10 protein-coding genes and 1 riboswitch are annotated in these 15,096 nt (G+C 39.4%); of the genes, 5 read left to right on the top strand and 5 right to left on the bottom strand.

Going from position 1 to position 15,096, the window contains the following annotated elements; translation table 11 throughout:
- Complete coding sequence (parE, locus tag MHH87_RS08745; RefSeq protein ID WP_340748928.1) at window positions 1-1,971, bottom strand: DNA topoisomerase IV subunit B; 1,971 nt, start codon at window positions 1,969-1,971, stop codon at window positions 1-3.
- A 316-nt stretch (window positions 1,972-2,287) separates the two neighbouring features.
- Here parE and plsY point away from each other — a divergent pair, with 316 nt between their 5' ends.
- From plsY to MHH87_RS08730, 3 genes are all read left to right on the top strand, one after another.
- Window positions 2,288-2,890 (top strand): glycerol-3-phosphate 1-O-acyltransferase PlsY, encoded by a 603-nt coding sequence (gene plsY / locus MHH87_RS08740; protein WP_340748927.1) that lies wholly within the window; start codon window positions 2,288-2,290, stop codon window positions 2,888-2,890.
- 106 nt (window positions 2,891-2,996) lie between these two features.
- Complete coding sequence (locus tag MHH87_RS08735; protein ID WP_340748926.1) at window positions 2,997-3,290, top strand: HesB/YadR/YfhF family protein; 294 nt, start codon at window positions 2,997-2,999, stop codon at window positions 3,288-3,290.
- 258 nt (window positions 3,291-3,548) lie between these two features.
- The gene (locus MHH87_RS08730) at window positions 3,549-4,178 is read left to right on the top strand and encodes a YczE/YyaS/YitT family protein (RefSeq protein WP_340748925.1); all 630 of its coding nucleotides are present in this window, start codon (window positions 3,549-3,551) and stop codon (window positions 4,176-4,178) included.
- A 103-nt stretch (window positions 4,179-4,281) separates the two neighbouring features.
- On the opposite strand, the gene metA is transcribed toward MHH87_RS08730, so the two are convergent.
- Window positions 4,282-5,220, bottom strand: coding sequence for a homoserine O-acetyltransferase MetA (gene metA / locus MHH87_RS08725; protein ID WP_340748924.1), 939 nt, complete (start codon window positions 5,218-5,220; stop codon window positions 4,282-4,284).
- Between the two features lie 105 nt (window positions 5,221-5,325).
- A riboswitch (SAM riboswitch) is annotated at window positions 5,326-5,432 on the bottom strand.
- Between the two features lie 61 nt (window positions 5,433-5,493).
- A complete protein-coding gene (locus MHH87_RS08720) occupies window positions 5,494-6,384 on the bottom strand; it encodes a hypothetical protein (protein ID WP_340748923.1) in 891 nt (296 codons plus the stop codon).
- A gap of 413 nt (window positions 6,385-6,797) precedes the next feature.
- On the opposite strand from MHH87_RS08720, the gene MHH87_RS08715 reads away from it, so the two are divergent.
- A complete protein-coding gene (locus MHH87_RS08715) occupies window positions 6,798-8,258 on the top strand; it encodes an IS1182 family transposase (protein ID WP_340747541.1) in 1,461 nt (486 codons plus the stop codon).
- Between the two features lie 235 nt (window positions 8,259-8,493).
- Here the strand turns inward: MHH87_RS08715 and MHH87_RS08710 are convergent, their stop codons facing one another.
- A complete protein-coding gene (locus tag MHH87_RS08710; RefSeq protein WP_340748922.1) occupies window positions 8,494-9,252 on the bottom strand; it encodes a nucleoside-diphosphate sugar epimerase in 759 nt (252 codons plus the stop codon).
- An 11-nt stretch (window positions 9,253-9,263) separates the two neighbouring features.
- The gene (locus MHH87_RS08705) at window positions 9,264-13,028 is read right to left on the bottom strand and encodes an AAA domain-containing protein (protein WP_340748921.1); all 3,765 of its coding nucleotides are present in this window, start codon (window positions 13,026-13,028) and stop codon (window positions 9,264-9,266) included.
- Between the two features lie 581 nt (window positions 13,029-13,609).
- Here MHH87_RS08705 and MHH87_RS08700 point away from each other — a divergent pair.
- A complete protein-coding gene (locus MHH87_RS08700) occupies window positions 13,610-15,070 on the top strand; it encodes an IS1182 family transposase (RefSeq protein ID WP_340748920.1) in 1,461 nt (486 codons plus the stop codon).
- Window positions 15,071-15,096 lie beyond the last annotated feature (26 nt).

Below are 15,096 nucleotides of genomic sequence, written 5' to 3'. Positions count from 1 at the left end.
TTACTTGTCCTCCTCATGTTGGATGAATTCATTTTCTAAAATATTCGTTTCATCTTCCATTCCGAAGTTTACGTTGGCCTCAATCCATTTACGGCGAGGCTCTACTTTATCGCCCATTAACGTTGTTACACGACGTTCTGCACGTGCACCGTCATCAATTTTCACGCGTATTAAGGTACGCGTTTCAGGATTCATCGTTGTATCCCATAATTGATCGGCATTCATCTCACCAAGCCCTTTATAGCGTTGAATGATATAGCCTTTTCCGATATTTTTAATGGCTACTTGTAATTCATTTTCTGTCCACGCATATTCCATGACTTGCTTCTTCCCAGAGCCTTTAGACACTTTATATAATGGCGGCAGTGCAATATAAACTTTGCCAGCCTCGATAAGTGGGCGCATATAGCGGTAGAAGAATGTTAACAGCAACACTTGGATGTGCGCACCATCCGTATCAGCATCGGTCATAATGACAACTTTATCATAAGCTGCATCTTCTACTGTGAAGTCTGAACCAACACCAGCACCGATTGTATGAATAATTGTAGAAATCTCTTCGTTTTTCATAATATCTTGCAACTTTGCTTTTTCGGTATTAATAACCTTACCGCGCAGTGGAAGAATTGCTTGGAAACTACGATCACGGCCTTGTTTTGCAGAACCACCTGCAGAGTCACCCTCTACAAGGTACAATTCATTTCTTGCCGCATTACGAGACTGAGCAGGGGTTAACTTCCCTGAAAGTAGCGTACTAGACTTCTTCTTTTTGCCGTTACGTGCATCATCACGTGCTTTACGTGCAGCTTCACGAACTTGCTGTGCTCGAATGGCTTTTCGGACTAATGAAGCAGATAGTTCGGCGTTCTCTTCAAGTACATAAAAAAGTTTTTCAGCCACAACTAAATCAACTGCTGAACGGGCTTCACTAGTACCTAATTTGCCTTTTGTCTGGCCTTCAAACTGTAAAATATTTTCCGGAATACGAACAGATACAATCGCAGCTAATCCTTCACGAATATCTGTACCTTCTAAATTTTTGTCTTTTTCTTTTAATAAACCAATTTTACGCGCATATTCATTAAATACACGAGTCATTGCTGATTTGGCACCGGTTTCATGTGTACCACCGTCACGCGTACGGACATTATTAACGAATGATAAAATTGTTTCGGAGTAGCCATCATTAAACTGGAAGGCAAACTCAACTTCAATCTCTTGCTGCGTTCCTTCTACATATTTAACGGGATGTAAAACGTCTTTCTCCTCGTTTAAATAGGCAACGAATGCTTCAATACCGCTTTCATAATGGAATACATCATGTTGACCTTCACCACGTTCGTCAATTAGCTCAATTTTTAAGTCTTTCAGTAAAAACGCTGATTCTCGTAAGCGCTCAGCAAGTGTGTCATAATTATATTTAGTGACTGAAAAAATTGAATCATCAGGAAGGAAATGAACTAATGTACCCGCTTCCTTCGTGTTACCGATGATATCAAGGGACGTTACGGGTTTACCACCATTTTCAAAGCGCTGACGGTGAATTTGTCCGTCTCGGTAAATCGTGACTTCTAAAAATGTCGATAAAGCGTTGACAACGGAAGAACCAACACCGTGCAGACCGCCACTAGTTTTGTAGCCACCTTGACCAAATTTACCCCCTGCGTGAAGAACGGTAAAAATGACTTCGGGTGTTGGCTTCCCCATTTTATGCATACCTGTTGGCATACCGCGTCCAAAGTCTCGAACGCTAATACTATTATCTGCATGAATTTTTACAATGATATGTGAACCAAATCCAGCAAGTGCTTCATCGACCGCATTGTCGACAATCTCGTAAACTAAGTGATGAAGGCCTCTGCCGTCAGTTGAACCTATATACATGCCTGGTCGTTTTCGTACTGCCTCTAGTCCTTCTAATACTTGAATGGCATCATCATTATAGACGAGCCCTGGCTGATTTTTTGCCAATTAAATTCCCCTCCAAAAAACAAACAAACGTTCGGATGCTCTACTAATCGTACTGATTATAGCATTCCATGTCAAATACGATACACTAAAAAAAGTAAGTGTATACTTCAATTAAACATTAATTGTACCATCTAACGGATTTGTTTAAAAGTTAGCGCTCTATCTCAATTCACGATTTAAGAGTCGTTCTCCTGCAAAACAATAGAATTCATACGAAAAATATTCCCTCTTTCGCAAAAAGTGAAAACGGTGTAGAATATTCAATACAAACTATTAGTACCAACTAGTAATTCTGCAAGTTGAAAGGAGCACATCAATGGTTAATGCATTACTTCTCATTTGTGCTTATGTCATTGGCTCGATCCCATCTGCACTGTGGATCGGTAAATTATTTTATAAAACGGACATTCGAGAACATGGAAGCGGAAATTTAGGAGCAACAAACACATTTCGGACTTTAGGCAAAAAGGCGGGTTTAGTTGTAACAATTATCGATGTGTTAAAAGGGACTGCTGCCGTATTATTAATACTGCTACCGTATTTTTCAGATACCACTATTCACCCATTAGTTCTTGGTATCATTGCAGTTGTGGGTCATATGTACCCAATCTTTGCGCGCTTCCGCGGTGGTAAAGCAGTGGCGACATCGGCTGGTGTTATACTCGGTTACGCGCTACCCTTATTCATCGTACTTTTTTTCACATTCTTTACCACGTTAAAACTAACGAAAATGGTGAGCTTAACGTCTATCGTTTCTGTATGTGTTGCTTTAATTTATAGCATTGTGTATTGGATTGTGACAGGTGATTTTGCACTATTTATTTTAATTGCGTTTTTATTTACATTCATTATTTATCGTCACCGTGAGAATATTAAACGTATTAAAGAAGGCACAGAACCAAAAGTTAAATGGCTTTAAATTGTTTCAGCCCTCTCTATAATTGAGAGGGTTTTTTCGTATACTTATCGTAATAATTCATTCATAATAAGATAGAAGTAAAGATTGTACAATTGAGGTGAGTAGATTGGATATTATTATTACTGAGGAAGCAATGACTTGGTTTTTAGAAGAAATGGAAGTAGAGCAAGGAGATTTTATTCGTTTTTATGCACGCTACGGTGGCTCTTCCCCGTTTCACGAAGGGTTTTCGCTCGGCATGAATCGTGAGCAACCACATGAAGTAGGTGTGGATACTGAAATTAATGGAGTACACTTTTACGTTGAAAAAAGTGACGAGTGGTTTTTCAATGAACATGATTTGCACGTATCCGTGGATGCGGCTCTCGATGAACTCGCATATCATTACAAAAAAAATTAACGCATGTGGACTATTAAAGTCCTCATGCGTTTTTATATGTTGTGAATGGACTTGGTGGATAAGAAAGAAAAACTTTCCCATCCTCATAAGTAAGGACATCAACTCGCTCTATTTTGGGCGAGTTGTGTCTTTCTAACACCCGGATAAGACAGTTTTTTATCTAAATTATAAGAATAAATAGTAATCTGTTTTTATTACGAAAAATAGCTATAATAAAATGTACAACATAGAATATACAGGATTGAAGGGTTTGAAAAAGTGAAAAAAGAATTTTATTGGCGCTGCCTGTTCTTTTTAGCAGGTATTCTTGTGCTATCTTTTGGTTTAGCGCTTGTTATAAAGGGACAGGCAATTGGTGTAGGCTCTTGGGATGTATTACATATCGGACTTGCGCAAACAGTAGGCCTAACAATTGGTTCATGGTCTATAATTTTAGGCTTTATAATACTTGCAGTGAACGGCTTCATCACGAAAAGTTGGCCGCAATTAGGAACCTATTTAGATATGATCATATCCGGGGTTTTCCTTGATATTTTCATCTATTTACTACCAGAAGTGGACGGTCTATTTATGCAATTCTTAGCCTTTATTGCAGGTATAGTGTTATTGGGTTTCGGATGCGGGATGTATATGGTTGCAAATATCGGTGTGGGTCCACGTGATACACTTATGATCCTTCTTGTGCAGCGTTTAGGTTGGAGCGTAAACCGTGCGCGTACGACGTTGGAAGTAGTCGTTGCGGTCGTTGGCTTTGTATTAGGTGGCCCAATTGGTGTCGGTACGCTTATTATGGCATTCGGTTTAGGCCCAGTTGTACAATGGGCGCTAACAATAAATATAAATTTATTTCAACGAGTATCTGGCGTTGACAGTGCCATTCTTGGATAATAGTAATAGAAGTGTAATGACCCGCATCTAGCGTTGTCGTTACGCTTTTTTAATGTAAATAAAATACGATTTCTCTTGGATCTTCGAGAAATCGTATTTAGGGCTAAATATGAAATTCAATCGCATCTTCAACAAAATGCCAATTATAAGGTGTTTCTTGGTATACGTAGTAGTTTAACCAGTTGTAAAACAGCAAGTGGGAATGCGCGCGCCAAGTATTTTTAGGTGCCTTTGTTGAATCGTCGTACGGGAAGTAGTTCACAGGCATCTCAATTTCGTCGCCCTTCTCTAAATCACGGTAATATTCATCCGAGAGCGTAGATGCATCGTATTCTAGATGGCCGGTAATCATAATATGCTTATTGTTTTTCGACTGTACAATAAAGACCCCTGCGTTATCTGAATAACTTAGTAAACGTAAATTAGGGTGTGCGCGTACCTCATCAATCGAAACCGATGTATGTCTTGAGTGTGGTGCGACATATTCATCACTAAAGCCGCGTACAAGGTCTACCGTTAAATCGGTAATGACATGTGAGTAAATACCAGAGCATTTTTTCGGTAGCTCAAATTTTCCGATGCCAAAGTGATGATAGAGTGCTGCCTGTGCGCCCCAACATATATACATGATTGACGTCACATTGGCATTTGCCCAATCCATTATGGTTTTAATTTCTTCCCAATAACCAACTGCTTCAAAGTCCATTTTTTCAACGGGTGCCCCGGTAATAATTAGTCCGTCATAGCGGCGGTGTTTGATTTCATCGAATGTTTGATAAAACGTATCTAAGTGAGATTTTGAGACGTTTTTTGATTCGTATGTAGCGGTATTTAGAAATGTCACGTTTACTTGAAGTGGTGTATTCCCTAATAAGCGTAGTAATTGTAATTCGGTTTTCTCTTTTTCCGGCATTAAATTAAACACTAAAATGTTTAAAGGACGGATTTGCTGTGTTTTCGCACGGTCTTCTTCCATTACGAAAATTTTTTCTTCTTTCAATCGCTCTCCAGCGGGTAAATGTTTCGGTATATTAATTGGCATTCGTATTCCCCCCATTTTAGTTTTTAACAAGGGCGAAGTCTATATGGCACCGTGAAATTATAAAACCTCTCATTCCAGCAAAAAGAATGAGAGGTTGATCGCTCGTTCTTATCTCTCAAGGGAGTCCCTTGCTGGAAGTAGCACCTTTCTAACCATGTTAGAGGTTGCTGAAGCTTCAACGGGCCATATCCCTCTGCTTCTCTTGATAAGACTATTAAATTGGATTAATAATATCATGCAATTTGGAATTATGCAATAATTATAAATGTATTTTTACCTCCCGAACTCCTTCCGATAAATCGTATCGTCCTGCAGCATATATACATAATTACCGCGCATCAAAATCTCACCATCTAGTAAACTGTTAGCATCGTCCATGAAATTGATTACGGGTCCTGGTAAATAGTCTGTACTATGCGGGAAAAGACGCCTTACTTGCCCCTGCCAATCAGACACTATAAATGTATCATCCTCATCGCGTACAAAATGTTGAAAATATTGTTCCCTAATGGACCAAAAACCGCAATTCAAGCTTCCTTCTAAATCATCATAGGCCTTCACGAGCTTAAAATCATCGTAAATAAAGAAAAGTTGTTCTTCCTTATTAATGTTCATGGCAGAGCATTCCACCATGTCAAACATACGCGCATCCCATAGCCGCTTCCCTGACCGATTAAAAACGACGACACCTTCACGGCCGATTGTATTACTAGGGTCCCACCCGAAATTCCCATAGACACCTTCATCGGTATAGCCAACCCAAATGCGGTCACTGTCATCAATTTGCATATAATTAATACCATCACCGAGTAATAATTGACTAACAATCTTCCCTTGATTATTAGCAATTATCGCGTTTGGTCCTTCATCAATAGCAATGCGAGAACTCACAAACAAATAACAGCCATCTGAAAACTGATCCATGCGATCGACAAATAACGGTAACTTAATGTGTAAGATGACTGCACCATGTACCTTTAAATGTACGAGCTTATATTCAAATAATGTATCCTCTTCAGTATCTGGTGTTGTTATGTTATAGAGTAATAGAACTTCATCTTCAACTGTTGCACTAAAGGCATATAGTTCAAATGGGGTTGTGTAGCTCGCCCATTTAGGTAACTTGATGTGCTCTTTTGGATGCCAAAAAAATTCAGCGTTCATTGTTCATCCCTCGTTTCACAGCGTATATTAGAAAAGTGCATTCGCGCCTGTTTGCACGCGACAAGCTGCTTGCGAGCCCGAAGCGAAAGTAAACGCTCCACCACTTTCGCCGAGGGCACTGAAAAAGTCCTTCAGCTATAAGTAAGAGCGTCCAAGAACGGAAATTCGTTACTGGACGCTTTTTTTCTTCGATGCCGTTGATTTCCATTCCGGCGGACGCTTTTCGCGGGCACGGCTCCAGCCTTCTCCCTCGCTTCGCTCAGTCCGGGTGCTTCCGCTCGTGCTGTTCCCGCAGAAGTCGCCGCCTCCATTCCAATCAACTGGAACTACTTTCATCACAAGAAGGGCTCTTCCCTCGTATAATCGCACACATTTCTTGTATAATTAAAGTACTAATAAAAGGTGGTGCGACCATGATTTCTAAACAGGAAACATTCAATTTGAGCCCGTACATGGCGTTGTACGATTTAATTATCCCAAAGGACAATATGCTTCGCCAAATTAATGAACTTGTGGATTTCTCATTTATTCTAGACGAACTAAAATCGAAATACTGTTTAGATAATGGCCGTAACGCGATTCCACCGATTCGTATGTTTAAATATTTACTATTAAAAGTGATTCATGATCTATCGGATGCCGACCTTGTCGAGCGTTCAAAATACGATATGTCCTTTAAATATTTTTTAGAGATGGCACCAGAAGATGATGTAATCGATTCAAGTTCACTGACAAAATTCCGTCGACTTCGTCTCCAAGATGTGAATTTAATAGATTTACTGATTCAGAAAACAGTTGAAATTGCCTTAGAAAAAGGGCTACTACTAAGTAAAATGGTCATCGTTGACGCTACCCATACAAAGGCTCGTTATAATCAAAAATCGCCAAAAGAATTTTTACAGGAAAAATCTAAAAATGTACGTAAAGCCGTGTATCAACTCGACGAAAACATGGTTGGAAAATTCCCTGAGAAGCCTACGTCAAATGAAGTCACAGAAGAATTAGATTACTGTCGTCAAGTAGTTGAAGTGGTGGAAACGCAATCAAAGGTTGCACAAATCCCGGCTGTGAAAGAAAAATTAAATGTTTTAAAAGAAGTGATTGATGATTATGAGAATCAGTTAAGCTATTCAAATGATCCCGATGCGCGGGTTGGACATAAGTCGGCTGACTCGGCTTTCTTTGGTTTCAAAACGCATATTGCGATGAGTGATGAACGAATTATTACGGCTGCGGTTGTGACAACAGGTGAAAAAAGTGATGGTCATTATCTTCAAGAACTAGTTGAAAAAAGTAAAGAGGCAGGTATGGAAATTGAAACGGTGATTGGTGACGCCGCTTATTCTGCGAAAGATAACTTACAATATGCTAAATCAAAAGAGCTCCAATTAATTTCAAAGTTAAATTCAGTCATTACAAACGGTAGCGGACAACGAAAAATCGAATTTGATTACAATAAAGATGCTGGTATGTTTGTCTGTCCAGCTGGGCATCTAGCTATTCGAAAGGCACTTTCTAAGAATAAAAATAAGAATAAAAATCCGAAAATGGCATTTTATTTTGATATTGAAAAATGTAAAGTCTGCCAGATGCGTGAGGGCTGTTATAAGGATGAGGCAAAAAGTAAAACCTATAATGTGACCATTAAATCAATTGAACATGAAGAACAAGCTGCTTTCCAAGAAACTGATGCATTTAAACAGCTTGCGAAAAACCGTTATAAAATAGAGGCGAAAAATAGTGAATTAAAAAATCCGCATGGCTATAAAACAGCCATATCAGCGGGTTTATTTGGCATGCAAATCCAAGGTGCCACAACGATATTTGCGGTGAATCTCAAACGAATATTGAAACTGCTAAATGAAAAAGTGTAAGTAATAGACAAAGAAATAAGGCACTTTCCGTTCGATTCGAACAGAAAGTGCCTTATTCTTATTTGAAAAACGAAACCATCATAAAAAACGTAAGTTTTTCAGTGCCCTCCTTTCGCCCGAGGGATCGAAGCGACCTCGAGCGTGCGGCGCGAATGCCTAGACATTATCAAAAAGTTATACTTTCTTATAAGTTAAGAAAAGGTTGCCTCATACATTTTGAGACAACCTTCTAGCTTTAGGCGAATTTTTCGCGCCAGCTAGTTCGTTCCTTTTCATTGACGAGTTGTTCGACAACTTCATCCCAGCTGTTTGTTAACGTATTATAAATTCGCGCAAAGTAACGATCTTCCGCTGCTTCATATAAAACAAATTGAACATACGGCACATCATTAATTTGTAATTCCTCTGTAGAAGCAATCGAAGTAATATACGTTTGCGGTGTGTCATCGTCATCTGTATTATCTTGCATGGCTACAAGTTCACTAATTAAAAGTGAGTTATCCACGTCACCAAGCTCTTCTTGTTCTAAATAAGCAAATAATTCGGGGAATTCACCAAACTCAAGCACTTCTTCTATATCCCCATGTAAAATGGCTTTGTGTACAGTGCTGTATTGAAGGATGCGTGATGTGAGCTCTAATTCTTCTTCAAAAATCCCATTCACGAGTTGCTGTTCACCCTTGGATGTTAACTGGTATGTGCCCGTTTCCTTCGTAATGATTCCGGTTTTTACCATCTTATTCGTTAAATCATTAATAAATAAAGGCTCTACTAGTAATATATGTGCGAGCGTTTCCACATGCTCAATTTCTGCTTTGCTAAATGAAATAAGCATCATTTTCATTAAAATATCCATTGCTGTGCGTTGAACGGGATGGTATGAAACTTGTAACGTATGCACAGGAATACAAAAACTGTCTTCCTGCACGATACGTACCTTGAGATTTTGAGTTAATTGCTTCGCTAGTTTTTTCTGTAATGCTTGTAATTCCATGGCGTTCTCCTTTAAACAATAGCTTGAGGCGCATCACGATAGCCGTTTTGCGCCTTCACGACTTCGAGTAGCTGCTTGTACATATGGCGTGTTTGCTCCTGTTTCGGACGCTTCGTGAACATGTCCGTACTGCCGATTAAAATGAGTAGCTCACGCGCACGAGACAAGGCTACGTTCAGACGGCGGTAATCCTTTGCAAAGCCGATATCGCCGTGTTTATTGTCATTATTACGCACCATACTGACTAAAATGACGTCCATCTCCATCCCTTGGAACTTATCGACAGAACCTGTACGGATGTGGAGATGCGGAACTTCGATTTCTTGTTCAATGAGACGGTTAATACGTTTCACTTGCTCTGCGTAGAACGATATGACACCAACTGATTTTAATGCCTCTTGTGAGATCAAGCCGTCTTCTTTCGCTTTTCCCGTTGCTGCGTTTAGGTCAAGCAGCATTGATTTAATCGTATCAAGCTCTGCCGCATTAAATAAACTAGAGCCTTCCTTCATACGCTCCTCGAAATAGCCTTGTTTACTTGGCATATCAAGCCATAATAAATGATTCTTACGCGAGATGAACTTGCTTTCAAGCTTATGGTCACGCTGCTCATCGGAATCTGTTAACCCGCATTGGAGTTCTTCGTTTTCATTTTTATAAAACGGCGCAATCGTCGCCATTATGTTTTCATGCATGCGATATTGGATTGCTAGCATCTTTTTATTTGTATGCGGTAAATTTTTATATAAACGTTCGAAGAGTGATTCTTCTAAGAGTTTTTCTAATTCGCGTTTTTCCTCAAATGTATCACTATCTTTAATGACCTGCTCAAGCGTTTCTTCAAATGTTTCATCGCCAACGAGTGGTGGCAGCTGATGATGATCCCCAACCAGGATAATTTTTGCGCCCTTTAGCATGGGTAATAGTAGTTCTGGTGGTGTCGCCTTCGATACTTCATCAATAATAACAACGTCAAATGTTGGATAATTATCCATAAACTCTTTATTGGCAGAAGCGACACATGTTGTCCCAATGACATTTGCATGCTTTACGTATAATTTGCGAATTTCATTTAGATCGTGATCATTTGCGTTTTGAAGTAGGCCTTGCCATTCCAGTTGAAGGGCTTGTGTTACTGGTAACATTGTAATTTGTTGTGTAAACTGAGCAATTTCTGCAGTTGTTTGCTGTATTTGCTCGTGCGTTTTTTCTAGTGCGAGTTCTGGATTTTGCTTTGTGAGAAGCTCTAGCTGTTCACGTTTTTTTTCTAAGGCTAATCCGGTCGCATTTACTTGCTTGAATTCGTCGTTTTTCTCTTCTAGTAACAACTCACCATTTATTATTTGCTCTTGTAATAAAGTGAGCTCAGTTAATTTCGAATCGTACTGCTGCTGGACTTGTTCGCGTGATACTTGATTATGTTCTAGCTGTTTTAAGTCTGTATCAAGCTGTAAACGTAATGCTTGTAACTGTTCTACTGGACGTGCCGTAGTAATATTCAAGGTTTGTATAAAGGCTTGTGCTTCCTGGATTCGCTGCTGTATCGTCATCTGCTCGTTTGTTAATTGTTGCAGCACCGCTTGTTGTGTACCGTTCTGCTGTTTAAACTGCTCGATAATTTCTTCTTTTAGCTTGTCAAAAATAATAAGCGTCTCGCGAATATATTCCATGTACTTTTCTTGCACTTGGTCTAAATATTGCTTACGTAGGTGCAATCCTTGAATCGAACGCGTTCCGTTAGTTGCATTCACACGCTTTGTAGCAAAGGCATGACTAAGTTTGGTCAAAAATTCATTGACCTCATTTAAAGAATAACTGTGGTTCATTGGTAAATTCGGTGTTTCAACATGAATCCCAAGAGTTGTCTCGCTATAAATAATCGCTTTATCAAGACGTGCACGGATTTCCTTTAACGGCTTATACGTTTCCATTTGGGGGTGTATACGCTCAAGTGCCGTTAGTAAACGGTCCATCACATAGCTTCTACGAATTTGGTGCGTGTGCATAAACTGTTCAATTTGATGAACCTTTTTTAGCTCGCCAATTTTTTCGATAATGGCATCGTGATTCGAACTCATTTGCATTGTTGCTTGTTGCTGTTCAACCTGCTGTAGTCTATGCATTAATTGCTGAAGTTCATGCTGTTTCTTTGCTAGCTCAAGCTCCTTCGTCATATCTGTCATTTGAGATGTTAGCTGCGGTAGCTTTTCGGCCATGGTCTTAACTGAGTCAAAAGTGGCAAGCTGATTTGTAAGGGCATCAACGACAGACGTTAATGTTTCTTTTGTTATGGTTAACTTTTCAAGTATAACTTCTGTTTCCTCACGCACTTTTTTGCATGTTGCAAGCTGTTTTTTTAATGTCGTAATTTGGTCCGCAAGCACATGCAGCTCGGCTTTTGCTGCTTCCTTTTGCTCAATTGCTAGCAGAAGTTTTAGTTGTTCTTCTTTAAGGACCTCTATTGCCTCTTGACATATTGTGATTTCAGAATTTAGCGTAGCTTCTTTTTGCTCATGCGCGGAAATTTCTGCTGTGATCGCTTCATATGTTTGCTCTTTCCAATATGCAGCAACGTTTTCCTCGATAAACTTTTTGCCTTCTTCTTCAATACTCTCGGTGCGCCCGTAGCGTAGAATACGAATGTCCTTGTTTGACAGTAAACGGCTAAGAGCATTGTCTACAGCTAAGTTCGACTGTGAGGCAACAAGTGTTTTTAATCCAGCCTTTGCATTTTGATAGCAAATTTCAGAAATAACAGTCGTTTTGCCGGTGCCAGGAGGTCCTTGAATAACATATAAATCTTCCGCGCTCATCGCGCCAATAACGGCATCACGCTGGAATTCGTTTAAATTGTTATGGAATTCCAGTTCTACATCTTTTCGACGCTCGGCAATAACCGGTTTGTCTTCAAATAAGATGTTTTCGAGATTGGCGTTCGCGGCTAACCCTTCTTTTAACCGTTCAAAGCCTTTTAGCAAGCGTTTCAGTTGCGATTTCGTTGAAGCATTTGTAAATTCGACAGTCTCAGATTGGAAATTGAGTTCATTTTTGCGTGCTAGTTTTGCTATGGCTGGCTTTAATTCGATTTGGGCGGAATGCTGGCCTCGGTTTACCTTGACCACCTCACCCACTTCTTGCTTAAAGCCTTGGATGCGTGTGCTTAGGCCTTTAAGTTGCTTCCACTGCTTTTGATCGATTCCAGAGCAATTTAGCGTCATATGTGTAAAGTCTGCATTAAACTGAACGGAGGTGAAATTGGCTTTAATATCTTCTATAGCCGCATTTTTATCAAGTACCTTTAAGTAGCCTTCCCAACTCGAAATTCGTTTATTGACATAGTCAAAACGCTCCTGTGCGACAGGAAGTGCCGCAAGCGTTTGAATAAATTTCTCCTGGTATGTATGACCACTAATTCTCGTCGGTACAAATTGAATTTGCAATGCTGCGCGGCGATTCGTTGCAACAGGCGTACCCTTTCCGCGCGTTCGGAAGCTTTTGGCAAGTAAGCCCGTTTTCAAATCAAACACACAGTCCATAATGACAACGCGGTCTTGGAATTTTTGATTTAGCTTGATGTTTTTTTCATTATCAAAAAATAGCGTTAAATTAAGCTGTGTTGTTTCCACGGAGAGTTTTTCCACATATACAAGGAAGTTTTTTTGCAAGTTAAAAAAGGCGTGTTCATCTTGAACATGCTGTTTAATCGCTTCTCGTGCAGTATTTGTTAAAACAATATGGCAACGAACCTGCTCTACTGCAGCAATTTTGGGTGTCATGAACACAACTCCTTTTCTTTAGTCGTTCAAAATAGTCACGAAAACTATTATATCAAGAACTACGATGGCGTGGTAGAGTTTCGCTTTTGAAACAAAGTAAACAATTGCCAACAGTACGCTATTAAAAAAATCGAATAGGAATTATTTTAGTAGAACTTTTGGCTAGAACAAAACCGTTCTTTACCTTCACATAGACGTTGCATTTACTTATTTAAATGTTATCCACATGGCGAAATTTTATAATTTCCTTAACAATTAAAAAACCTCCCAAAAATCCGAGGGCACTGAAAAAGTCTATAAAGTAGTTTAGCCAGTTCTTGAACGAGACATCGTTCAAGAACTGGCTTTTTGCTTCGATGTCGTTGATTTCCGTTGCGGCGAACGCTTTTCTGGGGGCGAGCCTTGAGCCGCTTCCCTCGCTGCGCTCAGTCCAGGGTCTCAAGCTGCTCGCTAATCCCCTAGAAGTCGTCGCCTCCACTCCAATCAACTTGTAACGGCTAAGAATGAATTTATCATTCTCTCATCTAAAAAGAGTAATTTTCTTGTATACTAAAAGGAACGAATTACAGGTGGTGCTCTCGATGATTTCAAACCAAGAAACACTCAATTTAAGCCCTTTTATGGCGATTTACGATTTTGTTGTGCCAAAAGATAACATGCTTCGTCAAATCAATGAACTCGTGGATTTTTCATTTATTCTAGAAGAACTGAAAACTAAATACTGTTTGGATAACGGTCGAAATGCGATCCCGCCCATCCGTATGTTTAAATACCTATTATTGAAAGCGATTCACGATGTATCAGACGTTGATTTAGTAGAACGTTCTAGATACGACATGTCCTTTAAATATTTCTTAGATTTGGCGCCAGAAGATGACGTCATTGATCCAAGTTCCCTCACAAAATTCCGCAGACTGCGTCTAAAAGATGTCGGTCTATTAGACATGCTTATTGGGAAAACGGTTGAAATCGCACTTGAAAAGAAACTCATTAAAAGTAATACAATTATTGTGGACGCCACACATACAAAAGCACGTTACAATCAAAAGTCACCAAAAGAATTCCTACAAGAAAAATCAAAGAATGTCCGAAAAGCAATTTATAAAATCGATGAATCGATGAAAAACAAGTTTCCTGCCAAAAATACTTCTAACGAAGTAAAAGATGAAGTAACTTACTGTGAAAAATTAATTGAAGTAATCGAAAAGGAACCACAAGTTGCGCAAGTACCTGCTGTCAAGGAACGCTTAAATATGTTAAAGGAAGTTGTGGAGGATTACCAAGCGCACCTTTCCTATTCATCAGATTCGGATGCACGAAAAGGTCATAAATCAGCTGACTCATCTTTCTTTGGCTATAAAACACACATTGCGTTAAGTAATGAGCGAATCATTACAGCTGCAGTCATCACGACAGGTGAAAAAAGTGATGGGAAGTACTTACAAGAATTGATTGAAAAAAGTAAACAAGCAGGTATGGACGTGGACACGGTTATTGGAGATACAGCTTATTCTGAGAAAGCAAATATTGAATATACAAAAGAAGAAAAAATTGCTCTTGTTTCAAAATTAAATCCCGTTATCTCAGAAGGCAATCGAAAAGAAGAAGACAAATTCGAATACAACAAGGATGCTGGACGATTTGTCTGTAAAGCAGGGCATTTAGCAGTACGAAAAGCAATAACTGGTAAAAAAGGACGAAAAAAAAATCAATTAGAGACACATTATTTTGATATTGAAAAATGCAAAGTATGTCCATTACGTGTTGGGTGTTACAAGGAAGGTGCGAAAAGTAAAACCTATTCGGTAAGCTTAAAATCCGAAACACACGCGGAGCAACTCGCCTTTCAACAAACAGATGAATTTATCCAGTTAGCGAAGGAACGCTATAAAGTGGAAGCAAAAAATAGTGAGTTAAAAAATGGACACGGGTACGATACGGCATCGTCTGCGGGTCTATTTGGCATGGAGATTCAAGGTGCCACAACAATATTCGCCGTAAACCTCAAGCGAATACTAAAGCTAATAAACGAAAAAGAGTAAGAAATAGGTAAAGGAAGAAGGCACTT

It is taken from the genome of Solibacillus sp. FSL H8-0538, from assembly GCF_038003525.1.
Lineage (GTDB): Bacteria > Bacillota > Bacilli > Bacillales_A > Planococcaceae > JBBOPI01.
The sequence above is the reverse complement of the archived record's forward strand: the minus strand, read 5'-3'. Positions and strand labels throughout refer to the sequence as shown.